The organism is Sphingopyxis sp., assembly GCF_051861155.1.
Classification (GTDB): Bacteria; Pseudomonadota; Alphaproteobacteria; order Sphingomonadales; family Sphingomonadaceae; genus Sphingopyxis.
Map to the genome: position 1 here is coordinate 18,456 of NZ_JBHYDE010000003.1, position 24,949 is coordinate 43,404.

Annotated in this window: 21 protein-coding genes and 1 tRNA gene; 16 read left to right on the top strand and 6 right to left on the bottom strand. The window is 64.5% G+C overall.

What is annotated here, in order from left to right; genetic code table 11:
• The first annotated feature begins 169 nt into the window (after positions 1–169).
• The 11 genes from ACTIFP_RS06105 to ACTIFP_RS06155 all read left to right on the top strand — a co-directional run bounded on the left by ACTIFP_RS06105 (position 170) and on the right by ACTIFP_RS06155 (position 11,955).
• The gene (locus ACTIFP_RS06105; protein ID WP_439567835.1) at positions 170–2,065 is read left to right on the top strand and encodes an XrtA/PEP-CTERM system amidotransferase; all 1,896 of its coding nucleotides are present in this window, start codon (positions 170–172) and stop codon (positions 2,063–2,065) included.
• Between the two features lie 158 nt (positions 2,066–2,223).
• Entirely contained in the window at positions 2,224–3,408 is a 1,185-nt protein-coding gene (locus tag ACTIFP_RS06110; protein ID WP_439567836.1) for a GNAT family N-acetyltransferase, read from the top strand.
• Entirely contained in the window at positions 3,405–4,271 is an 867-nt protein-coding gene (locus ACTIFP_RS06115; protein WP_439567837.1) for a cupin-like domain-containing protein, read from the top strand. Before ACTIFP_RS06110 ends, ACTIFP_RS06115 begins: the two co-directional genes overlap by 4 nt.
• Before the next feature lie 66 nt (positions 4,272–4,337).
• Positions 4,338–6,284 carry an alpha/beta hydrolase family protein gene (locus tag ACTIFP_RS06120; protein ID WP_439567838.1) on the top strand — a complete coding sequence of 649 codons (1,947 nt, stop codon included), beginning with the start codon at positions 4,338–4,340 and terminating at the stop codon, positions 6,282–6,284.
• A 72-nt stretch (positions 6,285–6,356) separates the two neighbouring features.
• The gene (infA, locus tag ACTIFP_RS06125) at positions 6,357–6,575 is read left to right on the top strand and encodes a translation initiation factor IF-1 (RefSeq protein ID WP_010162480.1); all 219 of its coding nucleotides are present in this window, start codon (positions 6,357–6,359) and stop codon (positions 6,573–6,575) included.
• Entirely contained in the window at positions 6,572–7,174 is a 603-nt protein-coding gene (locus tag ACTIFP_RS06130; RefSeq protein ID WP_439567839.1) for a Maf family protein, read from the top strand. The genes infA and ACTIFP_RS06130 overlap by 4 nt, the downstream gene beginning before the upstream one ends.
• Positions 7,167–8,150 (top strand): ribonuclease, encoded by a 984-nt coding sequence (locus ACTIFP_RS06135; protein WP_439567840.1) that lies wholly within the window; start codon positions 7,167–7,169, stop codon positions 8,148–8,150. The genes ACTIFP_RS06130 and ACTIFP_RS06135 overlap by 8 nt, the downstream gene beginning before the upstream one ends.
• Positions 8,140–8,322, top strand: coding sequence for a DNA gyrase inhibitor YacG (locus ACTIFP_RS06140; protein ID WP_439567841.1), 183 nt, complete (start codon positions 8,140–8,142; stop codon positions 8,320–8,322). The genes ACTIFP_RS06135 and ACTIFP_RS06140 overlap by 11 nt, the downstream gene beginning before the upstream one ends.
• A gap of 96 nt (positions 8,323–8,418) precedes the next feature.
• Positions 8,419–8,494, top strand: a tRNA-Phe gene (locus ACTIFP_RS06145).
• Between the two features lie 63 nt (positions 8,495–8,557).
• Positions 8,558–9,103, top strand: coding sequence for a pseudouridine synthase (locus ACTIFP_RS06150; RefSeq protein ID WP_439567842.1), 546 nt, complete (start codon positions 8,558–8,560; stop codon positions 9,101–9,103).
• 209 nt (positions 9,104–9,312) lie between these two features.
• Positions 9,313–11,955 carry a TonB-dependent receptor gene (locus ACTIFP_RS06155; protein WP_439567843.1) on the top strand — a complete coding sequence of 881 codons (2,643 nt, stop codon included), beginning with the start codon at positions 9,313–9,315 and terminating at the stop codon, positions 11,953–11,955.
• Between the two features lie 114 nt (positions 11,956–12,069).
• Here the strand turns inward: ACTIFP_RS06155 and ACTIFP_RS06160 are convergent, their stop codons facing one another.
• A complete protein-coding gene (locus tag ACTIFP_RS06160; protein ID WP_439567844.1) occupies positions 12,070–15,096 on the bottom strand; it encodes a TonB-dependent receptor in 3,027 nt (1,008 codons plus the stop codon).
• Positions 15,097–15,532: 436 nt separating this feature from the next.
• Between ACTIFP_RS06160 and folE the strand changes: the two genes are divergently transcribed.
• Positions 15,533–16,135 (top strand): GTP cyclohydrolase I FolE, encoded by a 603-nt coding sequence (folE, locus tag ACTIFP_RS06165; protein ID WP_439567845.1) that lies wholly within the window; start codon positions 15,533–15,535, stop codon positions 16,133–16,135.
• A gap of 501 nt (positions 16,136–16,636) precedes the next feature.
• Here folE and rplI read toward each other — a convergent pair.
• The 4 genes from rplI to ACTIFP_RS06185 all read right to left on the bottom strand — a co-directional run bounded on the left by rplI (position 16,637) and on the right by ACTIFP_RS06185 (position 19,427).
• Positions 16,637–17,266, bottom strand: a complete 630-nt coding sequence (rplI, locus tag ACTIFP_RS06170) for a 50S ribosomal protein L9 (RefSeq protein ID WP_439567846.1) — start codon at positions 17,264–17,266, stop codon at positions 16,637–16,639.
• Between the two features lie 14 nt (positions 17,267–17,280).
• Positions 17,281–17,505 carry a 30S ribosomal protein S18 gene (gene rpsR, locus ACTIFP_RS06175; RefSeq protein ID WP_088440322.1) on the bottom strand — a complete coding sequence of 75 codons (225 nt, stop codon included), beginning with the start codon at positions 17,503–17,505 and terminating at the stop codon, positions 17,281–17,283.
• Positions 17,506–17,516: 11 nt separating this feature from the next.
• The gene (gene rpsF / locus ACTIFP_RS06180; RefSeq protein ID WP_439567847.1) at positions 17,517–17,885 is read right to left on the bottom strand and encodes a 30S ribosomal protein S6; all 369 of its coding nucleotides are present in this window, start codon (positions 17,883–17,885) and stop codon (positions 17,517–17,519) included.
• Between the two features lie 156 nt (positions 17,886–18,041).
• A complete protein-coding gene (locus ACTIFP_RS06185) occupies positions 18,042–19,427 on the bottom strand; it encodes a Mur ligase family protein (protein ID WP_439567848.1) in 1,386 nt (461 codons plus the stop codon).
• A 98-nt stretch (positions 19,428–19,525) separates the two neighbouring features.
• Here ACTIFP_RS06185 and ACTIFP_RS06190 point away from each other — a divergent pair, with 98 nt between their 5' ends.
• The 4 genes from ACTIFP_RS06190 to ACTIFP_RS06205 are packed head-to-tail and all read left to right on the top strand — an operon-like array spanning position 19,526 to position 22,675.
• Entirely contained in the window at positions 19,526–20,353 is an 828-nt protein-coding gene (locus tag ACTIFP_RS06190) for an LD-carboxypeptidase (RefSeq protein WP_439567849.1), read from the top strand.
• A 43-nt stretch (positions 20,354–20,396) separates the two neighbouring features.
• Positions 20,397–21,335 carry an ACP S-malonyltransferase gene (fabD, locus tag ACTIFP_RS06195; RefSeq protein WP_439567850.1) on the top strand — a complete coding sequence of 313 codons (939 nt, stop codon included), beginning with the start codon at positions 20,397–20,399 and terminating at the stop codon, positions 21,333–21,335.
• 25 nt (positions 21,336–21,360) lie between these two features.
• On the top strand, positions 21,361–22,101 hold the full coding sequence (gene fabG / locus ACTIFP_RS06200; RefSeq protein ID WP_439567851.1) for a 3-oxoacyl-[acyl-carrier-protein] reductase: 741 nt from the start codon (positions 21,361–21,363) through the stop codon (positions 22,099–22,101).
• Between the two features lie 34 nt (positions 22,102–22,135).
• Positions 22,136–22,675 carry a hypothetical protein gene (locus ACTIFP_RS06205; protein ID WP_439567852.1) on the top strand — a complete coding sequence of 180 codons (540 nt, stop codon included), beginning with the start codon at positions 22,136–22,138 and terminating at the stop codon, positions 22,673–22,675.
• A gap of 157 nt (positions 22,676–22,832) precedes the next feature.
• Here ACTIFP_RS06205 and ACTIFP_RS06210 read toward each other — a convergent pair whose 3' ends face one another.
• Positions 22,833–24,947, bottom strand: a complete 2,115-nt coding sequence (locus tag ACTIFP_RS06210; protein WP_439567853.1) for a TonB-dependent receptor — start codon at positions 24,945–24,947, stop codon at positions 22,833–22,835.
• Positions 24,948–24,949: the final 2 nt, after the last annotated feature.

Genomic DNA, 24,949 nt, shown 5'->3' on the forward strand with positions numbered 1-24,949 from the left:
ACGCAGCCATGGACAAAATTGGTCAAATCCCGAAGGGACATCGAAATGGCTTCGATATCGGACGGAAATGTCCTTGGAAACAGAACCACTGTTCCCGGCGGACATTCCCGTCCGATATCTTCGCCATTTCGATGCCTCGAACGTGCATTGAGGAGGTTCTGACCCTGATATGTGTGGGATCGCGGGCATCTATCATCTCGAGACGGCAAAGCCGGTCGATCCGGCTCGGCTGCGCGCGATGCTGTCGCCGATGCAGCACCGCGGCCCTGACGGATCGGGCGAATGGACGGCGCCGGGGGTTGGCCTCGGTCACCTTCGCCTGTCGATCATCGACATCGATGGCAGCCCGCAGCCGATGGCGAGCGACGATGAGGCGGTGACGCTTACCTATAACGGCGAAATCTATAATTTCCGCGAGTTGCGGAGCGAGCTGGAGGATCGCGGTCACCGTTTCCGCACCAGCGGCGATACCGAGGTCATCATCGCGGCGTGGCGGCAATGGGGGCCCGATTGCCTGTCGCGGCTCAATGGCATGTTCGCCTTTGCGATCCACGATCATCAGCGCGGCTGCCTGTTTCTGGCGCGCGACCGGCTGGGGGTGAAGCCGCTGCATTATGCACGGCTGTCGGATGGGTCGGTGGCGTTCGCGTCGGAGCTGAAAGGGCTGCTGCGCAATCCGCTGCTGCGGCAGGAAGCGAACCTGACCGCAATCGAGGATTTCCTGGCCTTTGGTTATGTTCCCGACGACAATTGCATCGTCGCGGGGGTCGAGAAACTGGCCGCGGGGCACTTCCTGTTGCTCGAACGCGGCAAGCCGGTACCCGTGCCGTCGCGCTGGTGGGCGCCCGATTTTTCCAAACGCGTCCGGGCTTCGGAAGGCGAGGCGGCCGAGCATCTCGTCCACCTGATGCGCGCCGCGGTGACCGACCGCATGGTCGCAGATGTGCCATTGGGCGCCTTTCTGTCGGGCGGGGTCGACAGCAGCGCGGTGGTTGCCTTGATGGCGGAGGCGAGCGCCAAGGCGGTCAAGACGTGCACCATCGGTTTCGATCAGGCGGCGCTCGACGAGACCGAATATGCGCAGCAAATCGCCGAGCGTTTCGCGACCGATCACCGCACCCGCACCGTGTCGTCGGGCGACTTCGGGCTGGTCGACACGATCGCTGATCATTTCGACGAGCCCTTTGCCGACGCCAGCGCGCTGCCGACCTACCGCGTGTGCGAACTGGCGCGCGAAGAGGTGACGGTAGCGCTCTCGGGCGACGGCGCCGACGAGGCGTTCGCGGGATACCGGCGGCTGGTGTTCCAGCATCAGGAAGAACGGCTGCGCGGGCTGATCCCCGGCTTCATGCGCCGCGGCGTGCTTGGGCCGCTGGCAAAGATGTGGCCGCAAATGGACTGGGCCCCGCGTCCGCTGCGTGCGCGGGCGACGCTCGCCAGCCTGTCGAAGAGCGGGGCCGAGGGTTATGCCGAAGCAGTCGGGGTGACGGGGCAGGCGCAGCGGTCGCGGCTGTTCAACGACGCGGCGCACCATGCGCTGGGCGATCATGTCGCCGAGGCGCGCTATTGGAAGGCGATGGCCGAGGCACCGGCGCGCGAGCCGCTCGACCGCGCCCAATATGCCGATCTGATGATCTGGTTGCCCGGCGACATCCTGACCAAGACCGACCGGATGAGCATGGCGGTGAGCCTGGAGGCGCGCGAGCCGCTGCTCGATTATCGCCTGATCGAATTTGCCGCGAGCCTGCCCGCGTCGATGCGCGTCAAGCGCGGGACGGGCAAGGCGATCATGAAGCAGGCGATGGAACGCTATCTGCCGCATGACATCCTCTATCGGCCGAAGATGGGGTTTGTGACGCCGGTGTCGCAATGGTTCCGCGGAGCGTTGGTCGAGCAGGCGAAGGGGCTGGCGACGTCGTCGACGCTGGCGCGGTCGGGCTGGTTCGACATGGCCGAAATCGAACGCATTGTCGCGGCGCATCAGTCGGGGCGGCGTGATCATGGGCGGCTGATCTGGCAGTTCTTCATGCTCGAGAAGTCGCTGGCGAAACTGTTCGGGATTTGACGCCTTGTCTCCCCTCCCGCTTGCGGGAGGGGTCGGGGGAGGGCCTGTTTCGTGCGCAGCGATCTTTGACATGCCCTCCCCTAGCCCCTCCCGCAAGCGGGAGGGGGACAGTAGAAATCGCCACCCCATTTTAACGCTTTCCTGCTAACCTCCACCCGATGACGGTGCACCCCGCCTTTCCTGCCAACGCCGCCCCCGCCGATCCGCTGATCGTCCGTGTCGTCGATCCGCTGGCGCTGTCGGGCGAGCTGGCGGCGGCGTGGGACCGGCTGGCGGCAGAGGCGAGCGAACCCAATCCGTTCGCCGAACGCTGGTGCCTGCAATCGGCGCTGCACCTGCTCGACCCCGAGCGCAAGGCGCGGCTGGTGATGGTGCGCGATGGCAGCGACGGACCGGTGATCGGGATCATGCCGATCGCCGCCGCGGCGCGTTATGGGCGCCTGCCGCTGCGCCACGTGACGGGCTGGGCGCATCCGAATCATTTCCATGGCGCGCCGCTGGTCCGCGCGGGGTTTGAAAGCCTGTTCTGGTCGATCCTGCTCGGCTGGTGCGACGCGGCCCCATGGGCGTGCACGCTGCTGCATGTGCCGCGCCTGACCGCGGACGGTCCGTTGCACCGCGCGCTGGTCGATGTCGCGCGGGTGCGCGGCGGCGAGGCCGAGGTGGTGCACCGCGAGGAACGCGCGCTGCTCGACAGTCAGCTGTCGCCCGAAGATTATTGGGACGCCGCGGTGCGCGCCAAAAAGCGCAAGGAATTGCGGCGGCAGGCGAACCGGCTCGCCGAACAGGGGGCGGTGCGGTTTCGCCGCTGGCAGGCGGGCGAGGCGATCGATCCGTGGATCGACGCCTTCCTCGACCTGGAAGCGCGCGGCTGGAAAGGCCGCGCCGGATCGGCGCTCGCCAGCCACAGCGACACCCAGGCGTGGTTCCGCGCGATCGTGGCGGGCGCCGCCGATGCAGGGCGGCTCGATATGCGCGCGCTTGATCTCGACGACCGGCCGCTGGCGATGCTGATCAACTTCCTGGCGCCGCCGGGCGGCTTTTCGTTCAAGACTGCGTTCGACGAGGATTATGCCCGCTTTTCGCCCGGGGTGCTGCTGCAACAGGCGAACCTCGACCTGCTGGGCGATCCCGTGATCGCGTGGGTCGACAGCTGCGCCGCGCCCGACCATCCGATGATCGACAGCGTCTGGCGCGAGCGCCGCGCGCTGGTCTGGGTCAACGCCGCTTTGTCAGCCCCCGCCGACCGGCTGCGGTTCGCGATGCTGACGCGCGCCGAGCGTTTCTGGCGGCGCCGCAAGGGTGCCCCCGCGACCGAAAATACGATAGAAAGCCCGACATGACCGCGCCCCAGCCGATCGCCGCGCCCGTCTTTCCGCCCGCCACGCTGGCGGCGATGGCGGCGCTGTATCCGCAGCAGGCGGGGCTGCTTCACCATCATCTGCCCGACCATCCGTTGCTGTCGCTCGAAGCGCTGGCAGAGCTTGGCGAAGGGCTGCCGGCGAGCGAGGTCGAATATAATCCGGGCGATGTTCCGATCGGCATCCGCCCCGAAGATATTCCCTCGAACGGCCTGTCGATCGGCGAAACGATCCGCACCATCGACGGCAACGGCAGCTGGGCGGTGCTCAAGAATATCGAGAATGTTCCGGCCTATCGCGCGCTTTTGATGGACCTGCTCGGTGAGCTGGAGCCGGTGGTGAACCCGCGCACCGGCGCGATGCTGACGCCGCAGGGGTTCATCTTCATTTCGTCGCCGGGGTCGATCACGCCGTTTCACTTCGATCCCGAGCATAATATCCTGCTGCAATTGCGCGGCACCAAGGTGATGAACGTGTGGCCCGCGGGCGACGAGCGCTTTGCCCACCGCCGCGAGCATGAGCGCTATCACACCGGCGGCCACCGCAACCTGCCATGGGAGGATGCGTATCGCGAGGGCGCGCAGCAGGTGCCGCTCGGCCCCGGCGATGCGGTGCTGATGCCGGTGATGGCGCCGCATTTTGTCGCCAATGGCGATGCCCCGTCGATCTCGCTGTCGATCACCTGGCGCAGCGAGTGGAGCTACCGCGAATCCGAAGCGCATGCCGCCAACGCGGCGCTGCGCCGCATGGGCCTCGATCCCGCAATGCCGCCGCGCTGGCCGAGCTATGCCTGGGCGAAGACGGTAGCGTGGCGGATCGCGCGAAAGCTGCACATGGTGCACTAATTGCGATTGCGTTGCCCCTACAATTTCCTATCCTGCTGGGAAATGGGGCAAAGGTTTGCGGGGCTGATGAAAATTCGATTGGGGGCGTTGCTGCTGTCGGCGGCAATATGCGGTGTTCCGGCAGGCGCAAGCACCGGGGAGGCGGCGACGGCAGCACCGGAGCGTCCGGCCCGCATCGCGACGGTCGACCTGGCGCAGCTACCCGAGATATCGAACGCGGCGATGTCGCCTGATGGCGCCCGCCTGGCCTTTCTGGCGCGCATCAAAGGCCGCGAGGTAATCGTCTATCGCGGTCTCCATGAACAGGCGGGGCAGCCGATCAACCTGCCCGAGAAGGTCGACTTCAACTGGCTGCGCTGGGCGGGACCGAACAAACTGTTGTTCAGCATCGGTCGCAACATTCCCTATTTCGGCGAAGAAGCGCGCCAGACGGTCCTGGCGATGCGTGATCTCGCCACCGGTGAGACGAGCATCATTGGCCGCGACGGGCAGGGGCTAGAGGGCGACGACGTGCTGTTCGTCGATCCCGAAGGCCAATATCTGCTCCTCTCGATCCAGCGGACGATTTATGATTATCCATCGGTATTTCGCGTCGCGCTCCCCGATGGAAAGATGAGCGAAATCGTGCGGGCGCGTGCCCCCGTGTGGGAATGGTATGCCGATGATGCGGGTATCGTGCGTGCAGGGGTGGGATGGGATAATCGCAAGCTCAAATTCTTCTATCGCCGCACCCAGGCAGAAAAGTTCGAACAGATCGGCGCGATCAAGCCCGGCGACGACGAGGCCTTTTTCGACATCGCCAACGTGGTAGCCGGATCGGATGAAGGCTATGTCCTCAGCGACCAAAAAACCGGACGTCAGGCGCTCCACAAATTCAATTATCGCACGCGCGAGATTGGCGATCTCGTTTATGGTCACGACGTCTATGACGTGGACGATTATTGGCTGAACGTCGACGGCACCGCGCTGGAAGGCGTGTCCTATACCGACGATCGCAGCCGCATCGAATGGTTCGACGCCGGATCGAAGAAATTGCAAGGGCAGCTCGACCGGGCGATCCCGAACCGCCAGGCGTGGGTGGTATCAAAGAGCCGCGATGCCAAGCGGTTGCTGGTGCTTGCGACGGCGCCCGACGAACCCGGCCTCTATTATCTGCTCGACCGGACCAAGGGCGAGATGTCGCCCATTGCAGCGATGATGCGCGGCCTGCCGCCCGAAATGCTCGCCGAGACGAAGCCGGTGACCTATACCGCGCGCGACGGCACCAAGATCCCGGCCTATCTGACGTTGCCCAAGGGGCGGGGGGCGAGGGGGTTGCCGCTGATCGTCTATCCCCACGGCGGCCCTTATGGGGTGCGCGACCGGCTGGACTATGATCCGCATGTCCAGTTCTTTGCCAACCGCGGCTATGCAGTGCTTCAGCCCAATTACCGGGGTTCGGGTGGTTATGGCACGGCCTTTGGCGAAGCCGGAGTCGGCCAGATCGGCAAGAAGATGCAGGACGACCTGGACGACGGCATGGACTGGCTGGTCAAGGAGGGGACCGTCGACAAGGCGCGCGTGTGCATGATCGGAGCCTCTTATGGCGGCTACGCAGCGCTCTGGGCGGTCGCCCGCAATCCCGATCGCTATCGCTGTGCCGCCAGCTTTGCCGGGGTCGCCGATTGGAAGGCGATGCTGAAATATGACGCGCGCTATCTGACCAAGGAAGCGAACGCCAGCTGGCAAGCGCGTGTCACCGGCGCCGGCGAACTCGACCTGGCGGCCGTGTCGCCGACCCATCAGGCGGGCCGGATCGCGCGACCGGTGCTGATCGCGCACGGCGAGGATGACAGCAATGTTCCGATCAGCCAGTCGAAGAAACTGGTCGCGGCGCTCAAGGCCGCCGGGAACAGCAATTTCGAATATGTCGCCTATCCCGACGAAGGGCATGGATTTTCGGACCCGGCCAATCAAAAAGACTGGTTCGACAGGCTTGATGCCTTTCTGGCGAAGCATAATCCTGCCGAATGACAGATTGCTTTCAATTGCCGCAAATTGGCGTTATGGGCGCGCATCCTTGAATATCGAGCCCATAGAGGACTGATGGCGAAAGAAGAACTTCTGGAAATGCGCGGCCAAGTGGTCGAACTGCTGCCCAACGCGATGTTTCGCGTCAAACTGGAAAATGATCACGAGATTCTGGGCCACACGGCCGGAAAGATGCGCAAGAACCGCATCCGCGTGCTGGTCGGCGACGAAGTGCTCGTCGAACTCACCCCCTATGACCTGACCAAGGGTCGGATCACCTATCGCTTCAAGTGAGCGGCGCGGCGAACATTCCCGCGCCACATCCGGCTCTCGTACTGGCTTCGACCTCGCCGCGTCGGCGTGAATTGCTGGCGCGGATCGGCGTTACGCCGACGCGCATTGCCTCCCCCGACATCGACGAAACGCCGCTGAAGGGCGAGCTGCCGCGCGATTATGTCGCCCGGCTGGCCAGGGGCAAGGCGCTGGCGGTTGCGCGCGCCGCGGACGAGGTGGTGCTGGCAGGCGACACGACCGTCGCGATCGGACGCCGTGTCCTCGAAAAGCCCGCTGACGAAGCTGACCTCCGCCGCATGCTCGGCCTGTTGTCGGGGCGGCGGCACCATGTCTATTCGGGGCTGTGCGTTGTTGGCACCGACGGCAAGGCCCGGGTGCGCGTCGCCGACACCATCGCCGCGTTCAAGGTGCTGAGCGCCGCCGAGATCGACTGGTATGTCGAATCGGGCGAGGGGATGGGCAAGGCGGGCGGCTATGCGATCCAGGGCCGCGCCGAAAGCTTCGTCCGCTTCCTGTCGGGCAGTCATTCGAACGTCGTCGGCCTGCCGCTGTTCGAAACGCGCACGCTGCTCACCAGCGCGGGCATCCCCCTTGGCTGAATGGCTTTACGAAGCCGGGATCGGTGAGGCGCGCGCGGCGCTGGTCGACGGCGATACCATCATCGAAGCGCGGATCGAGCGCGAAGGCGCGGGGCCGCGCGTCGGCGCGGTCGCCCAGGCGCGGCTGGTCGAGGCCGGGAAGGCGCCGCTGGTGGCGCTCGACTGGCCCGGCGCGCCAACCGCATCGCTGGCAGCATTGCCCTCTGCGACCTCGATCGGTGCGGCGCTGACGGTCGAGGTCACCCGCATGGCCTTGCGCGAACGCGGCCGCGACAAGCCGGCGCGGGTGCGAGCGGCCGAGGCGGGCGCGGCGATCGGCGACGGCCCCGACCTGCGCGCCCGCATCGCGGCGAGCGGCGTGCCGGTGACCGAATTGCGCTCGACCGACCCCGACCGGCTGGAGCAGGCGGGCTGGTCCGAACTGATCGATCATGTCCGCACCGGCCATTGGCCGTTCGTGGGTGGAGCGCTGTGGGTCGATGCGACCCCGGCGATGGTGCTGATCGACATCGATGGCGACGGCGATGCGCTGGCGCTGGCCAAAGCGGGCGCACGCGCCGCCGCGGGGGTGATCCGCTGCTGCGACATCGGCGGGTCGATCGGGATCGATTTTCCCTCGTTGCCCGATCGCGCCGGGCGCCACGCGATCGACGCCGCGGTCGACGCCGCGCTGCCGCAACCCTATGAACGCACCGCGGTCAACGGGTTCGGGTTGATGCAGATCATCCGCCGCCGCGACCGTCCGTCGCTGATCGAACAGGTCGTGCTGGACCCCATAGCGACCGACGCGGCGCTGCTGCTGCGCCAGGCCGAGCGGGCGGTGGGGACGGGGGCGCTGACGCTGACGGCGCGCGCTGGCGTGATCGAGCGTGTCGCGGCGCATCCGGCGTGGATCGCAACGCTGCAAAACCGCGCCGGGCGCCCGGCGCAACTGATCGCCGATGCCGCCGTCAAAGGAGCCGGGCATGCCCAATAGAATGCCGCGCTGTCCGCTGTGCGGCAAGCCGCGCGAGGAGGAATTCAAACCCTTTTGCAGCCGCGGCTGCCGCGACCGCGACCTGCTGAACTGGTTCGGCGAAGACTATCGCGTACCCGCCGCACAGGCGCCCGACGGCACCGCTGACGCCGACCGTTTCGACGAAGGCTGAGGCTGAAAATCGGGGGGCACAAAGCCACTGGACAGGATCAAAAGCCATGCCTATAGCCGCCGCTCGCCAGCGCGGCCATCGGGCCGCCGCGGCCCAGCCCGGGTAGCTCAGTTGGTAGAGCATGCGACTGAAAATCGCAGTGTCGGCGGTTCGATCCCGTCCCCGGGCACCATTTCTTTGCCAGGCATCGACAGCGTGGCCGCGGCTTTGACCCGGCCGGACGGGAGCGAATAGCGTGGGCCGTATCATCCTGTTCAACAAGCCCTTTGGCGTCCTGTCGCAGTTCACCGATCGCAGCCAGCCCGAAGCGCGCGCGACGCTGTCGGACTATATCGCGGTTCCGCATGTCTATCCCGCCGGACGGCTCGACCGCGATAGCGAGGGGCTGTTGATCCTGACCGACGATGGCGCGTTGCAGGCGCGCATCGCGTCGCCGCGGCACAAGACGCCCAAGACCTATCTGGTGCAGGTCGAGGGAGAGCCCGATGCGGCGAGCCTCGACCGGCTCAGGTCGGGGGTCGTGCTGAACGATGGCCCGACCCGGCCCGCCGAGGCGCGGCGGGTCGCGTCGCCGCCGCTGTGGCCGCGCGATCCGCCGGTGCGGTATCGCAAGAGCGTCGCCGACAGCTGGCTGGAGATCGTGATTACCGAGGGGCGCAACCGTCAGGTGCGGCGGATGACCGCGGCGGTCGGCTATCCGACGCTACGGCTTGTGCGGTTACGCATCGGTGCGTGGGAACTTGGCGACCTGGCACCAGGTGCATGGCGTGAGGTGGGGTGAGGCGCCTGCGGCGCCTTTCGGGGCTACGCACGCGATTTATGTTGCAGTGCAAACTGTTGCTTTTCGGTCACAAAACGCGAGAAAATCGGCCTAGTGCCGTGCCGCCGCGTTGACGCGGCGCTCGGTGTTATTACAGCGAAACGCTCCGGTGGGGCATCTCCCTCTTTGGCGAAAGGCCGCGCTTTCACCGGTTTGGAGAGAGAGACATCATGACTTTGCGCAACCTTTTGCTGGGCGCCACGATGCTGTGTGCCAGCACCGTTCCCGCCATCGCTTTTGCCCAGGATGCCGCCCCCGCCGACGATAGCACGGTCGCGGTCGACGACACCGATTATGGCAACGACATCATCGTCACCGCGTCGAAGCGGTCGCAGACGTTGCAGGACACCCCGGTCGCGGTGTCGGTGACGTCGGCAGCGCAGCTCGAAGAATCGCAGATCCGCGACCTCATCGACCTGCAGACCGCCGTCCCCAGCCTCCGCGTGTCGCAGCTTCAGTCGAGCGCCAACACCAACTTCATCATCCGCGGTTTCGGCAACGGCGCCAACAATGCCGGTATCGAACCGTCGGTCGGCGTGTTCATCGACGGCGTCTATCGCTCGCGCTCGGCCGCCCAGATCGGCGACCTTCCCAATGTCGAGCGCATCGAAGTGCTGCGCGGCCCGCAATCGACGCTGTTCGGCAAGAACGCGTCGGCGGGCGTCATCAGCATTGTCACGCAAAAGCCGCAGTTCGATTTCGGCGGTTCGGCCGAAGCCACCTATGGCAATTATAACGCGATCACCGTCAAGGCCGACGTCACCGGCCCGCTCAGCGAAACCGTCGCCTTTTCGATCGGCGGCAGCTACAACCGCCGCGATGGTTATGCGCAGGATCTGAAGCTTGACACCGACGTCAACGACCGCAACCGTTGGGGCGTGCGCGGCCAGTTGCTGTTCGAACCGACCGACGCGCTGTCGATCCGCCTGATCGGCGATTATGACAAGATCGATGAAAATTGCTGCATCGCCGGCAATGTGATCGCCGGCCCGACCGTCGCGATCACCAACGCGCTGGCGGGTGGCCCCAGCGTTGATGCAAACAACCCCTTCTCGTACAATGTGTACAATAATTTCCTGTCGTCGAACGAGATCGAGAATTACGGCGGTTCGGCGCAGATCGACTATGACCTTGGCACGATGGCGCTGACCTCGATCACCGCCTATCGCCAGGTCAAGGCGCTGACCAACCAGGATTCGGACTTCACCGGCGCCGATTTGATCGGCGAGAATAGCCAGGATCTGGGGATCGACACCTTCACCCAGGAACTGCGCCTGACGTCCGATTTCGACGGCCCGGTCAACTTCCTGCTCGGCGGTTATTATTTCAACGAAAAGATCGACCAGAAGAACGACATCCGTTTCGGCACCCAGTTCCGTCCCTATGGCGACCAGCTGATCCGCGCCGCGAGCGGCAATGCGCTCAACGTCGCGCTGCTCGAACAGACCTTCGGGGCGCTCGAAGGCGCGCCGACCCGCTATGTCGGCACCTTCTTCCGCGCCGGCAACGGCCTCGACGAAGCGTATCGGATGAAGGACGAGGCTTTCTCGATCTTTGGCACCCTCGATTTCGAGGTGAGCGACCGGCTGACGCTGACGCTGGGCGGCAACTACACCAAGGATCGCAAGAATTTCTCGACCAATGTGATCAGCACCGACGTGTTTTCGGGGATCAACCTCGACGCGCCGCAATATGCGCCGTTCCGCAACCAGCTCTTGTTCCAGGGCGGTCTCGCCTCGCAGGTCGGCACCGTCCTCGGGCTCGGCCGTTCGGCGACGGCGGCTGAAATCGGCGCCTTCGCCGGTGCCAACCCGGCAGCGTTCGGCCAGATTTCGGCGGGCGTACAGGCCTTTGCCAACGCCAACCAGAATAATCCGGCGGCAAACCCGCTCGGCGGGCTGCGGGCGTTCCAGTTCCTGCCGCCGTTCCTCAATGTGCCGAACGCTGTCGAGGACGCCAAGACCAACGACGGCGATTTCTCGTACAGCGTCCGCGCCGCCTATGAGCTGACCGACACGGTCAACATCTATGCGACCTATGCGACGGGCTTCAAGGCGAGCTCGGTCAACCTGTCGCGCGACAGCCGTCCGCTGGCGTCGGACTTGCCGGCGATCACCTCGGCGGGATTGCGGACGACCAACCTGGTCGCCGGGTCGCGCTTTGCGGCGCCCGAGGAATCGACCGTCTATGAGTTCGGCCTGAAGGGCCAGTGGGACGTCGCGGCGGTCAACGTCGCGGTGTTCAAACAGTCGATCAAGGGTTTCCAGTCGAACGTGTTCACCGGCACCGGCTTCGCGCTCGCCAACGCGGGCAAGCAGTCGACCTTCGGGATCGAGTTCGACGGTTCGGTGCGGCCGATCGACGGGCTCAACCTGACGCTGGCGGCGACCTACCTCGACGCCAAATATGACAGCTTCGTCAATTCGGCGTTCGGCGACATTTCGGGCACCACGCCCGCGGGCATCCCCGAATTGTCGTTGTCGATGGGCGGCACCTATACGCATGAATTTGCGGGCGGGACCAAGGCGATCGCGCATCTCGACTACAGCTATGAAAGCCCGGTCCAGATCGTCGAAGGCCTGAGCGGCTTTGCCCCCGGCGTCGTGCAGAGCCTGCAGCGCGAGGTGAACTCGCTCAACGCATCGTTCACGATCCGCCTGACCAACGGGCTGGACGTCGGCGTATGGGGTCGCAACCTGACCAATGCGCAGTACCTCACGACGATCTTCCCGGCGGTGGCGCAGTCGGGCAGCGTGTCGGGCTACCCCAGCCAGCCGCGCACCTATGGCGGCACCGTTCGCTTCAAATTCTGATCGGGTGCGGGCCGGGGCGGCGACGCCCCGGCCCGCTCGACATCGGGCAAAAAAGAAACCCCGGCCTCTCGATCGAGAGGCCGGGGTTTTTTGTCGGCGTTGCCGCCGGACGGGTTAGAACTTCATGCCGGCACCGATGCCGTAGCGGCGCGGTTCGAGCGTGAAGATGTTGGTGAACAGGCCCGACGATTGATCGGTCACATACAGGCCCGTCGTCGATGCGCTGTCGAACAGGTTCTGAACGAAACCGCGGACATACCAGCGATCGTCGGCGCCGTTGAGCTGGAGCTGCGCGTTGACCTGCGCATAGCCTTTGATCTTGTTGACGTTGCCGTTGAAGATCGTGCCAAAGCTTTCGCCGGTATAGGCGATGTCGAAGCGCGGGACGAGGCTCATGTCGTTCTGGAAGTCGATCCGATACTGCGCGCCTGCCGAAAATTTCAGATTCGGGGCCTGCGGCAGCTCGTTGCCTTTGATATTCACCGGAATGCCCGCGAATTCGACCGTGAAGGGCAAGGCGCCGGTTGGCGTCGCGAACAGCGCCCGCAGCGGCGCCGACGGAGCGGCGATCGCACCGGCGAGAACGCTACAGATGCTGTAAGCACCGGTTGACGCGATCCCGCCGTCGGCGGGGAAGGCGGTCGGCGCGCGCAGGCCAAGCCCCGTGTTGACCGCGCCGACAAAGGTGTTGACGCCGACGGCATTGCCCGGGGTATTCGGACGCACCGCGCAATTCGCCGCGTTGCTGATGTCCTTGATGATGACCGCATCAGCGCGGCCGCCGCCAAAGTCGCGGGTATCGGCGAAGAAGGAATCGCCGCTAACCTTGCTCTTCAGGTAGCTGAAGCCAAGATTGACCAGCATGTTCGGGTCGGGGCGGATGACGGCTTCGACCTCGGCGCCCCAGATATTGGCGTTGATGTTGTCGTTGACGGCGGTTCGCGAAACGATCCGGCTGAGCTGGAGATCTTTGTATTTGTAATAGAAGGCGGTGATGTTGAGCTGGAGCGCGCCATCGCCGAAGGTGTTTTTCGAACCGATTTCAAAGGCATCGACCTGTTCGGGCCGGAAGCTTTCCTGAACGCCGGTGCTGGCCTGCAGCGGCGGGTTGATGCCGCCCGATTTATAACCGCGCGAATAGGATGCGTAGAGGAGATTGTCCTCTGTCACCTTGAAATCGATGACCGCACGGCCGGTCAGCTTGTTGAAACTGACCGATCGTTCCTGGAACGGTTCGCAGCCCGGCCGCGAGCCGACCGCGCCGACCGGCGAGGTTGCCGTACAGGTCGTGAACGGATCGGCGTCGAAAAGCGCCGCGAACGGGCTGTCGTAGATCGTTCCTGTCTGGTTGTAGGGAACGAGCAGGTTGCCGTTCGAACTGAGCAGGATCGACCGCGCCTGAATATCCTTCTTGTCGTTGTTGTACCGCAGGCCGGCGGTCAGTTTGACCCGGTCGCTAAAGTCGAAATAGACTTCGCCAAACAAGCCGTAGGATTTCAGCGAGAAATCCGACGTGTTGTTGCGGAAGAAGGATTGGCCCAGATGCGCCGGCGGCAAGCCCGCGGCAAAGGTCGAGAAGGAGCCGAGGATGCCCGACGCATAGTCGAGACCGAAGGCGTTCACATAATAGCTGTTTTCCGTGGTGTTCGAGCGGGCATAGATGCCGCCCACCAGGAAATTGAACATCCCGTCAAAATCGCTGTTCAGGATCAGTTCGGCCGACCAGGCATCGCCAATCTGGTTCGATCGGTCAAACTGCAGCGACTGGTCGGAACAGATCCGGTTGCCGCCAAAGGCGCCGAGGCCGGTGGGGTCGGTGTCGGACGTGCAAAGTTGGCCATTGGGGCCGGTCGGTATCAATGCCGCGGCGATTGGCGCAAAATAAGCAGCGGAGCCGGGCACGAAAGCCGGAGCCGGTGCTGGCAAGCCGGTTGGGATGCCGTTGGCGGCGAAAAACGCCAGCGTGTTGAGCGCGCCGGCATAAAGGGTGCGGTCGCCCACCGCGAGGTTGTAGTCGTTGCGCGAATCGACCTTGATCTTTTGATACGAACCCGAAAGTTGCGCCGAAATCGGCCCAAAACTATGCTGGATGCGGCCTTCGAAGGTGAGTTCGCTGGCGAAATATTCGGGGGTGAAGGCGGTGCGAACCGCTCGCGGATCGTCGGGGACGACCGCGTTATGATAAAAGTCGGTGCCGTAGAGGCTGCCGAGCGCGAGCGCCGTCGGAAGGCCCTGGATCGCAAAGAGTTCGCGCGATGCAAAGATCGAGGCGAGGGTCGCATTGCCATTGGTGGCCGAGGCGTCGCGGCGATTGTTCAAGCAGCCAAGAACGCCCGTCGGATCGCGTTGGCAGCGCTGTTTCTGGATACGCAGGCGGTCGTCGTTCTCGCGGAAATAGGATCCCATGAAATCGACCACCGTGTTGTCGCTGGGTTCCCAGCGCAGCGATCCGCGCACCGAGTAAAGATCGCGTCCGTCGATGCGCGTGTCGTTGAACAGGTTCTTGGTATAGCCGTCGCGATTGACATAGACGCCGGCGACGCGGGCGGCGAAGGTGTCGCCCAGCGGAATATTGACCATTCCTTTGACCTTGATGGCCTCGTAATTGCCATATTCGGCGTCGGCTGCGGCTTCGAAGGCGCCCAATTTGGGCTTCGCGGTGATGACGTTGACCACGCCCGACGTCGCACTGCGCCCGAACAGGGTTCCCTGCGGCCCGCGCAACACTTCGACGCGCTCGAGGTCGAAAAATTCGGTTTCGAACAGGCGGGTCTGGAACAGCGGCGAGCCGTTGAGGTGGATCGCGGTCGCCTGATCGCATGATACGCCGACGCAAAGGTCGCCGATGCCGCGGATCGTGAAGCTGGACGAGGTGAAGTTCGTCTTGGTGAACGTGATATTGGGCAGCGTCAGTTGCAAGTCGGAGCTGTTCTCGATTTGCTGCGCCTCAAGCGCTTCGGACGAAAAGGCGCTGACCGCGATCGGCACGTCTTGCAGACGTTCCGACTGGCGCTGGGCCGTGACGACGATTTCGCCGCCGAAAGCATCGCGTTCCGTTTCCTCCGCTGCGCCCTGCGCAAATGCCGGCGTCGCCACCGACATGGCCAGGATCGACGTTCCGATCAGTGCCTTGAACTTCATTTACAGCCTCCCTTTTTCGATCCCGCGCGCTGCGGGGCCGCCCAAATTCAGATTGTGGTAAGGGGAGGGGATAAGACCAGACATGGCAAAGGGCAGCCGATCCCGATGGCCGGATGCCCGCGTGTATCCCACTTGCCAGCTGTGCTGGTCATCGTCCTCTCCCACCGGCGTCGGGGAAAACGCCGGCCTCTCCGGATCACGACCCGCTTGAGCGGGTTCTGTAATGCAACTTAAAGGTGCGCTTAGTTGACGCGAGCGTCAAGTCACTTGTTCGATCCGAAAAGCGACACGAAACTGAACAACTGAAAAAAAGCAAAAAGCCAAGTTTCCGCAACGTAAACTTGCGCGCCGGGCAGATTTGTTGTTGTCCTGCCCTTGCTTATCGGGGCATGCGCACCGAAATGTGCGGCAAGAATGCAACAGTGAAAGCGGGGCGATGGGCGACGGAAAAGTTGAAACGGGATCGGACGGCAAGGTGGTTGTTCCCGACCATGTCGCGGATGCAGTACGGACGCTGATCGAATGGGCCGGCGACGACCCGGCGCGCGAAGGGCTGCTCGATACGCCGCGCCGCGTGGCGCGGGCGTGGAAGGAATATTGCAGCGGCTACGCCGACGATCCGTCGATCCACCTGTCGCGCACCTTTGAAGAGGTTGGCGGCTATGACGAACTGGTGCTGCTGAAAGACATCCCGTTCCAGTCGCATTGCGAACATCATATGGCGCCGATCACCGGCAAGGCGTCGATCGCCTATATGCCGCGCGACCGCGTCGTCGGCATTTCCAAGCTGGCGCGCGTGCTCAACGGTTATGCGCGGCGCTTGCAGGTGCAGGAACGACTGACCGCCGAGGTCGCGCGCTGCATCTGGGACAATCTGCATCCGCATGGGGTCGCGGTGGTGATCGACGCGCAGCATGGCTGCATGACCGGGCGCGGCGTGCGCACCCCAGGGGTTGGGATGGTGACGAGCCGCCTGCTCGGATGTTTCCTCGATGACCAGCGCAGCCGCAAGGAAGTGCTGAGTTTGATGGGGTATTGAGGGGGCCGGTTTCGACCGTTTCCTGTCATCCCCGCGAAGGCGGGGATCCCGCTTTTTCCTTCGCCGTCGCAAAGCGGGATCCCCGCCTTCGCGGGGATGACGAAATTAGGTGAGAACGACCGCTCACCACCCCAAAGCTGCCATCCGCCGCTAAAAAAACGCTTTCCTACAATTTTCGGCTGTGCCAGCCTTCGTCTCAGTTCTTTCCATATGTAGGTAAAAAGCGGTCGCCGCCCGGATTCCGGACGCGACCAGGGTCCGAGCCCTATGTCCGCCGAGCTCGACGAATGGGGCGCTGCAATGGGCTGAACTTTCCTGAGCTTTGGGATGATGGCGCGGGGCACGCGCCGCCCGGATCGCTGACCCGGTCTGCGATAACCGAGAACGGAAATGTCCGCTTCCTGCCCATGGGCTGACATTGGACCCAATTGAAAGCCAAAGAAAAAGGCCCCGGAACGCCAGGTTCCGGAGCCTTTCCTGTCTCGTGCGAGAGCGAAGCGGTTAAGCTTCTTCTTCCTCGTCCGCAGCCGGAGCTTCGTCAGCGGTGCGTTCCGAAGGCGGTGTCGCGTCTTCGAATTCGTCTTCGCTGTCGGGTTCCAGCGCCGTGGCAACGGCCTCGGCCTGTTCTTCTTCGAACATCGCGGCAATGACGTCGATGCCCTGCTTCTGCATTTCGGCTTCGTCGGGCGAGCGCGCGACGTTGACGCCGACGGTCACCGCGACCTCGGGGTGCAGCTTGACCTTGACGTCGACCAGGCCGAGCGCCTTGATCGGGCGTTCGAGTTCGACCATCGACTTGGTCACGCCGGTGACGCCGTCTTCGACCAGCGCGTCGACGATGTCGCGAACCGAAACCGAACCGTACAGCTGGCCGGTGTTCGACGCCTGGCGGATCAGGACGATCTGCTTGCCGTCGATGTCCTTGGCGCGGCCTTCGGCTTCGCCGCGACGTTCGGCGTTGTCGGCCTCGATCTTGCCGCGGTTCGCTTCGAACAGCTTGCGGTTGGTGTCGTTCGCGCGCAGCGCCTTGTTGTTGGGCAACAAATAGTTGCGGGCAAAGCCGTTCTTGACGTTGACGACATCGCCGATGCCGCCGAGTTTCTCGATGCGTTCGAGCAGAATGATTTCCATCAGACCAGCCCTCCTTACTTCACAATGTAGGGGAGCAGGCCGATGTGGCGCGAGCGCTTGATCGCTTTCGCCAGCTCACGCTGCTTCTTGGCGGACACCGCGGTAATCCGCGACGGGACGATCTTGCCACGCTCCGACAGGTAACCCTGGAGCAGGCGGACGTCCTTGTAATCGATGACCGGTGCGTCCTTCGCGGTGAAGGGGCAGGTCTTGCGGCGGCGGAAAAAGGGTCGTGCCATGGTCTTTATCCTTATTCTTCGCCGTCGCGGTCACGGCCGCCACGGCCGCCCCGACGTTCCTGCTTGCGCATCATGACCGACGGGCCCTTTTCGAGTTCGTCGACCTTGATCGTCATCCAGCGGATGATGTCTTCGCTGATCGCCGCCTGACGCTCGATCTCGGCGATCGCTTCGCCCGACACTTCGGCCGACAACATCACATAATGACCCTTGCGGTTCTTCTGGATCTTGTAGGCGAGCTGCTTCAGGCCCCAGGTTTCGGTCTTGTGGACCTCGCCCTTATATTCGGTGATGACGTTGGTGACGGTTTCCGCCAGCGCGTCGACCTGAGCCTGGCTCAGATCCTGACGCGCAATAAAAACATGCTCGTAGAACGGCATGGTGCGCTTCCTTCGATTTGGCCGATCGCTGACCTGCGCCAATCGCAGGCCCCTCCGGCTGTCGTCTTGCCCTGCGAAATCGGTGCAAAGCAAATGGGGCGACGGCCAAGAGCCTCGCCCCAATGGAGCGCGCCTATACAGATTCGCGGGGCAAAATCAAGCGGTGCGGAGCTTTTCCAGCAAGTCGCGCCCGAAGTCGGTCAGCGTGTCGTCGCGCGCGCCGAGGATCAGGATGCGGTCGCCCGGCTTCGCTTCATCGAGCATCGCCGCGCCACAGTTCGCGCGCGTGGTGAGGTGCACCGCATCGCCGCCGCCCGCCACGATGGCAGCGACCAGCGCCTCGCTGCCGACGCTGCGGTCGACGGTGCCGCCGAAATAGACGGGGTCGCAGACAAACAGTTTGTCGCCGTCGCGCATCCCACCCGCAAAGCTCGCCGCGAGTTCCCGGCCCATCTGGCGCAGCGGGCCGTACCCGTGCGGCTGGAAAAACAGCAAGGCGCGGCCCGGCAGCTCGGCGACGGCGGCAAGGGTCGCGGCGACCTTGTCGGGATTATGCGCGAAATCGTCGATGACGGTGACGCCGCCGACCTGGCCGAGCACTTCGTAACGGCGGGCGAGGCCGGTGAAATCGGCGAGCGCGGCCACCGAGTCTGCAACCGAAATGTTGATCGCGCGCGCCGCCGCGATCGCGGCGAGGGCGTTCATCGCATTGTGGCGGCCGGGCATACCCAGTCGCACCTCGTGCGTCGTTGCGAGGAAATGAACCTTGAAGCGGCACCCATCGGGCAGCGCCGTAAAATCGCTGCCGCGCAGCGCCGCGCCGTCGCCGAACCCGAAGCGCAGATTATTGTCGGGATTGAACAGCGGCGCCGATTCGGGATCGTCGGCGTTGATCACCGCGATCCGCGCCTTGGCGACGAAATCGCCGAACAGCGCATGGAGTTCGTCGAGGCTTTTGTGGTCGAGGCTGATGTTGGTGACCACCGCGACGTCGGGGCGATAGAGCGCGATCGAGCCGTCGCTTTCGTCGACTTCGCTGACGTAAAGCGCGTCATCGCCGACCAGCGCGCTGGCAAAGGGCCGGTCGTCGTGCGCGAAATTGCGCATCACCGCACCGTTCATCACCGTCGGCTTTTTCCCGACGCGGTCGAGGATCCAGCCGATCATCCCGGTCACGGTCGATTTGCCGCTGGTCCCGCCGACGCCGATCGCCTTGTCGGCGGCATTGAACAGCGCGGCGTTGAGGTCGGCGCGGGTCATGCGGGCGAGGCCAAGGGCGTTGGCGGCGGCGATGTCGGGAACGCTGTCCTCGACCGCCGCCGACGCGACGAGGATCTGGCCGGGCTTGGGGCCGCTGCCGTCCTGCGGATAAAAGGCGATCCCTTGCCGTTCGAGCCAGGCGAATTTTTCGGGCGAGCGCCCCTGGTCGCGGCTGCGGTCGGACCCCGATACGCTGGCGCCGCGCGCCGCGACGATCATCGCCAGCGGCAACATGCCCGACCCGCCGATGCCGCAGAAGAAATAGGATTTGTTTTCCGACATGGCGCGGCGTTATGGCTTTGACGAAGGGTTTGCAACCAGCACCCACCGCAATAACCGCTCGTGTCGAGGTGCGAACGGATCGAGGGATAAGCCAGTTTATGCGCATCGGCATTGTTGCCCCGTCAACCTCGATCCTGCCCGACGATGCCGAGGCGGTGCGCGCGCTCGCCAGCCTCGGCTATCCCGATGTCGAGCTGGTCTTCGACCCGCAATGCTTCGCCACCCATGGGCATTTCGCGGGCGAGGACGGCCATCGCTTTGCCGCGCTGGTCGAAATGGCGAACCGCCCCGACATCGACGCGGTCTGGTTCGCGCGCGGTGGTTATGGCGCGTGCCGGATCACCGAGGATGCGGTCGCCGCGATGACCGACGTCGCGCGGGGCAAGGCGTTTCTCGGCTATTCGGACCAGGGCAATCTGCTTGGCGCGCTGTATCGTGACGGATTCGACCATGTCGCGCACGGCCCAATGGTGGCCGATATTCGCCGCGAGGGCGGCGACGCGGCGGTGCTGCGCGCGCTCGACTGGCTGGTCGCGCGCGATCCGGGCGCGTGCGAGAATGGCTTGCAGCATGGTGGGCGCCACGCGGCGTTTAACCTGATGACGCTGTCTATGCTGCTCGGCACCCCGCTCGAGCCCGATCTGGCGGGGCATGTCCTGCTCCTCGAAGAAGTCAGCGAATATCTCTACGCCTTTGACCGCGCCTTTTTCCACGTCGCAACCTATCTTGGCCCGCGCGGCATTGCCGGCATCCGGCTTGGGCGCGTCAGCGACATCCTCGAAAACGACCGGCCGTTCGGGCTGGAGGTTGAAGAGATTGCGCAAGGCTGGTGTGCGCGGTGCAACATTCCTTACCTTGGCCGCGCCGACATCGGGCATGATGCGGACAACAAGGTCGTGCCCTTCGGCTTGCATCGCGCCGGGTGAGGGAATAGGCGCGGGCCAAATCGATAACGCTAGGGGACGCAACATGCGCGCATTCATCTTTCCGGGTCAGGGCAGCCAGGCAGTCGGCATGGGCAAGGCGCTCGCCGACGCGTCGCCGGTCGCGCGCGAGGTGTTTCAGGAGGTCGACGACGCGCTGGGGCAAAAGCTGTTCCAGCTGATGACCGAGGGGCCCGAGGACCAGCTGGTCCTCACCGAAAATGCCCAGCCCGCGATCATGGCGAACGCGATCGCGACGCTGCGCGTGCTCGAGAAGGAAGGCGGTGTGACGCTGACGGCCAAGGCCGATTATGTCGCGGGCCACAGCCTGGGCGAATATAGCGCGCTGTGCGCCGCGGGTGCGTTCGATCTGGCGACCACGGCGCGGCTGCTCAAGACCCGCGGGCAGGCGATGCAGGCAGCGGTGCCCGTCGGCATCGGTGCGATGGCCGCACTGCTCGGTGCCGACATCGACACCGCGCAGAAACTCGCCGATGCCGCGGCCGAAGGCGAAATCTGCACCGTCGCCAACGACAATGATCCCTCGCAGGTCGTCATCTCTGGCCACAAGGGCGCCGTCGAACGCGCCGTCGCGCTGGTCAAGGATTATGGCATCAAGCGCGGGCTGCTGCTCCCCGTGTCGGCGCCGTTCCACTGCCCGCTGATGCAGCCCGCCGCCGATGCGATGGCCGAAGCGCTGGGCGCCAACCCGCCCGCCGCACCGCTGGTCGCCGTGGTCGCCAACGTCACCGCCAGCCCGGTGAGCGACGCCGACGCGATCCGCGACCTGCTGGTACAACAAGTCACGGGCCGCGTCCGCTGGCGCGAAAGCGTCGCGTCGATGGAAGATGTCGGGGTGACGCATTTCGTCGAATTCGGCGGCAAGGTGCTATCGCCGATGGTGAAGCGCAGCGCTGCTGGCGAAGTCGAGACGGTCAGCGTCATTTCGATGGATGACATCGAAGCATTGCTCAAAACGCTCTAATCCAAAGATTTCAGGAGAAATTCAGATGTTCGATCTCACCGGCATGACCGCCCTCGTCACCGGCGCTTCGGGTGGCATCGGGTCGGCGATTGCGCAAGCGCTCGCGGCGCAGGGGGCGCGACTGGCGGTCTCGGGGTCCAATGCGGACAAGCTCAATGCCTTTCGCGACACGCTCGGCGGTGATCATGTCGCGCTGCCGTGCAATCTGGGTGATGGCGCTGCGGTCGATGCGCTGGTGCCGTCGGCGGTCGAGGCGCTGGGGCAGCTCGACATCCTCGTCAACAATGCCGGGGTGACGCGTGATAATTTGATCATGCGGATGAAGGACGAGGAGTGGATGGATGTCATCCGCATCAACCTCGAGGCCAATTTCCGCCTCGCGCGTGCCGCCGCGAAGCCGATGATGAAGGCGCGTTTCGGACGCATCATCTCGATCACCAGCGTCGTCGGTGCCACCGGCAATCCGGGGCAGGCCAATTATGCGGCGTCGAAGGCCGGGGTTACCGGCATGACCAAGGCGCTGGCACAGGAACTGGCGAGCCGGGGGGTGACCGCGAACTGCGTCGCGCCGGGCTTTATCGCGACCGCGATGACCGACGACCTGCCCGACGCGCAAAAGGAAGCGCTCAACCAGCGCATTCCGGCGGGGCGGATGGGCGAGGGCAGCGATATTGCCGCGGCGGTCGTCTATCTCGCCTCGAAAGAGGCCGGATATGTCACTGGACAGACGTTGCATGTGAACGGCGGGATGGCCATGCTGTCCTGAGGGATCGCGCGGTGACGGTGAAGGGAATATCGGCATGCTGAAAGGTTTGATCGCGGGCGCCGCGCTGGCTTTGGCGGCGCTGCCCGCCGCGGCCGCGGCGCAGGAAGGCGAAAAGTTCGACTGCGTGGTGGCCGCGGTTGCGGCTGACACCAAGGCGTCGATCGGCGCCGCGATGGCGGGCGCCGGCGACGATGTGTCGCGCGACGCGCTGTTCCAGCAGCTCTCGACCGTCACCGAAGGCTGCGTTGCGAAACATGGCATCGCCGAAGCCCAGAAGGCCGCCTATTTCGACTACAGCCTCGCGCGCATTTCGCGCGAATGGCTGGTCGGTGACATCGCCAAGCTCAACCTGTCGTCGGCGATTGTCGACAAGGCGCTCGACTTCGGTCCGGCAGGCGCCAATCCTGACCTGTCGAGCGACATGACCGAGGATCAGATCATGAAAATAGTTCAGGCCTATATCGACAGCGGCGTCGACATCGAAAAGGTCGATGAAACGGTGTGGGAAAAGGTCGGCGCCTACGCCGCCGCTACCTCGATTTACTGGAACAAGCGCAAGCAATTGCCGTTTTGACGATCGATTGGGGAGATGCTTCCCGCTGTTTCGTCATTGCGAGCGAAGCGGGCCGCACGCGGCCCTAGGCCAACCAATCCAGAGCGGGTTTGCGCCTACTCTGGATTGCCGCGTCGCTTCGCTCCTCGCAATGACGAGGCTGTTTAATGCTAAGTGCTCAGAAACTCGCCCGCGCGGTGATGCGGATGTCGCGACCGGTCAGCGGCACATAATCCTTGGTAAAGCTGGCGTGGCGCCGTGCTTCGACGTCGAAGATGTTGTTCGCCGCCAGCGACAGCGTCAGGTTTTTGGTGTCGGGCAGCGGCCGCCAGCTGATCGATGCGTTGACCAGGGTGAATCCCTTGGTCGCGGTTTCGAACGGCGCGATGCGGGTCTGGTCGTCGGTCCATTCGACTTCGGCGCGCGCGTCGATGCGTTCGCCCTGTGCTTCAAGCCCGCCGAGCACGCGCATCGCGGGGATGCGCGGGACGAACTGGCCGCCCTTGATCTTGGCGCGCGTCATGTCGGCAGTCAGGTCACCGACGATGTTGAAGCCGCCGATCTGTGCCAGCCGCGCGCTCGCCTCGGCCTCGAAGCCCCAGACGCGGGCGCTTTGCTGGAAATATTGGAAGACGGGCAGGTCATCCTCTTCCGCGCCGGTCGCATTCGAGAAGATGAAGTCGTCAAACCAGTTCGAATAGGCCGACAGGCTGAGGTTGAGCGCGTCGGTCTTGAGCTTGAACGACGCCTCGGCGCCCCAGCTCGCTTCGCGCTTGAGGGTCTGGTCGCCGACCTCGAACGACTGGGTCGCGATGTGCGGGCCGTTCGAGAATAATTCCTCGGCCGATGGCGCGCGCACCGCGCGGGCCACGGACACCCCGAATTTCACCCCGTCGGTGATTTCGTAATTGGCGCCGAGCGCCCCAGAGAAGGTGTCGAAGCTGCGCGCGATGCCCAGCGTCGGGGCCTTGACCCTGGTCGCTTCATACCGCGCCGCGGCTTCGATCCCGAGCGGGCCGAGCGTCCATTCCTGCAAGGTGAACAGCGCGAACTGGTCGGTCAGGTTGCGCGGGACGAACGCTTCGGCGCCGATCGCGTTGAAATCGCGGTGGCTGTACTGGATGCCGCTCGCGCCGCGCCAGCCGCCGCGGTCGTTCTGTGCCAGCTCCAGCCGCCCTTCGACGCCCTGGTTGGTGAAGACGGTGCCGACCTCGTCGCCCTCGAACTCGGTATGCTCATAATCGGCATAGCCGCCGCGCAGACGGAGCTTGTCAAAGAAGCCATCGCCCAGCTCAACTTCGCCGCGGACATCGGCGCGCCATTGCTTCAGGCCGATGGTGACCGGACCTTCGCCATGGTCATGGCCTTCTTCTTCCTCGCCCTCATCGTGATGCGCGGTGTTCGGCCGCGACGGGACGCCATAATTGCTGTCGAAATAGCTCAGCGACACGCCCAGCTGGCCGCCGTCGTTGATCAGCGACAGGCCGCCCGCCGTGGTCCAGGTCTCGCTGGCGGTGTTGGGAATCTTGCCGCGCCGGTTGGCGTCGGCGGTCAGCTCGGCGGCTTCGTCCAGATGCCCGTCCTCAACTTCATGTTCGGCCAGATGGAGCAGGTCGCTGCGGATGCCTGGGGCATAGACGAAACCGCCCGAGCGCGCGTCGCCGGTCTTGCGCCAGCTGCCGTCGAGATGCGCGACGATATTGGGGGTCAGCGCGACGTCGATCGAGCTGCCGATATTGCGGTCGTCGGCGGCGGTCGCATAGCCGCCGATCGCGTCGATATGGACGTGATCGGTCGGCACCTTGCGCGGGATGCGGCGGTCGAACAGATTGACCGCGCCGCCGATCGCCTGGCTGCCGAACAGCAGCACCGCGGGGCCGCGCAGGATTTCGATGCGCTCGACGGTCAGCGGATCGATGGTCACCGCGTGATCGGCCGAGGTGTTCGACAAGTCGATCGATCCGATCCCGTCGGTCAGGACGCGCACCCGCTCGCCCGAAAAGCCGCGCAGCACCGGGCGCGAAGCGCCGGGGGCAAAGCTGGTCGCCGAGACGCCCGCCTGGCGGGTCAGCGTGTCGCCGATCTGGCCGCGAATGTCGCGCGCCAGCTCGTCACCTTCGAGCACCGACACATTGCCCAGGATGTCCAGGCTGCGGACATAGGGTGCGGTGACGATGATCGGATCGCCCGTGTGGACGTCGTCGTCGGTGCCAGCGGCAGCGCGGTCCTGCGCAAAGGCGGGGGCGGCGAGCAGCATGGCAAAGGTAAAACCGGCGGAGCAAAGCAAACGCATGA

Excerpts from the sequence above, each read along its gene's own strand:
- ACTIFP_RS06115 (WP_439567837.1), top strand. The coding sequence starts at position 3,405 with ATGACCGCGCCCCAGCCGATCGCCGCGCCCGTCTTTCCGCCCGCCACG.
- ACTIFP_RS06155 (WP_439567843.1), top strand. The coding sequence starts at position 9,313 with ATGACTTTGCGCAACCTTTTGCTGGGCGCCACGATGCTGTGTGCCAGC.
- ACTIFP_RS06140 (WP_439567841.1), top strand. The coding sequence starts at position 8,140 with ATGCCCAATAGAATGCCGCGCTGTCCGCTGTGCGGCAAGCCGCGCGAG.
- rplI (WP_439567846.1), bottom strand. The coding sequence starts at position 17,266 with ATGGAAATCATTCTGCTCGAACGCATCGAGAAACTCGGCGGCATCGGC.
- ACTIFP_RS06205 (WP_439567852.1), top strand. The coding sequence starts at position 22,136 with ATGCTGAAAGGTTTGATCGCGGGCGCCGCGCTGGCTTTGGCGGCGCTG.
- infA (WP_010162480.1), top strand. The coding sequence starts at position 6,357 with ATGGCGAAAGAAGAACTTCTGGAAATGCGCGGCCAAGTGGTCGAACTG.
- rpsF (WP_439567847.1), bottom strand. The coding sequence starts at position 17,885 with ATGCCGTTCTACGAGCATGTTTTTATTGCGCGTCAGGATCTGAGCCAG.
- ACTIFP_RS06120 (WP_439567838.1), top strand. The coding sequence starts at position 4,338 with ATGAAAATTCGATTGGGGGCGTTGCTGCTGTCGGCGGCAATATGCGGT.
- rpsR (WP_088440322.1), bottom strand. The coding sequence starts at position 17,505 with ATGGCACGACCCTTTTTCCGCCGCCGCAAGACCTGCCCCTTCACCGCG.
- folE (WP_439567845.1), top strand. The coding sequence starts at position 15,533 with ATGGGCGACGGAAAAGTTGAAACGGGATCGGACGGCAAGGTGGTTGTT.
- fabG (WP_439567851.1), top strand. The coding sequence starts at position 21,361 with ATGTTCGATCTCACCGGCATGACCGCCCTCGTCACCGGCGCTTCGGGT.
- ACTIFP_RS06160 (WP_439567844.1), bottom strand. The coding sequence starts at position 15,096 with ATGAAGTTCAAGGCACTGATCGGAACGTCGATCCTGGCCATGTCGGTG.
- ACTIFP_RS06185 (WP_439567848.1), bottom strand. The coding sequence starts at position 19,427 with ATGTCGGAAAACAAATCCTATTTCTTCTGCGGCATCGGCGGGTCGGGC.
- ACTIFP_RS06110 (WP_439567836.1), top strand. The coding sequence starts at position 2,224 with ATGACGGTGCACCCCGCCTTTCCTGCCAACGCCGCCCCCGCCGATCCG.
- fabD (WP_439567850.1), top strand. The coding sequence starts at position 20,397 with ATGCGCGCATTCATCTTTCCGGGTCAGGGCAGCCAGGCAGTCGGCATG.
- ACTIFP_RS06210 (WP_439567853.1), bottom strand. The coding sequence starts at position 24,947 with ATGCGTTTGCTTTGCTCCGCCGGTTTTACCTTTGCCATGCTGCTCGCC.
- ACTIFP_RS06190 (WP_439567849.1), top strand. The coding sequence starts at position 19,526 with ATGCGCATCGGCATTGTTGCCCCGTCAACCTCGATCCTGCCCGACGAT.
- ACTIFP_RS06105 (WP_439567835.1), top strand. The coding sequence starts at position 170 with ATGTGTGGGATCGCGGGCATCTATCATCTCGAGACGGCAAAGCCGGTC.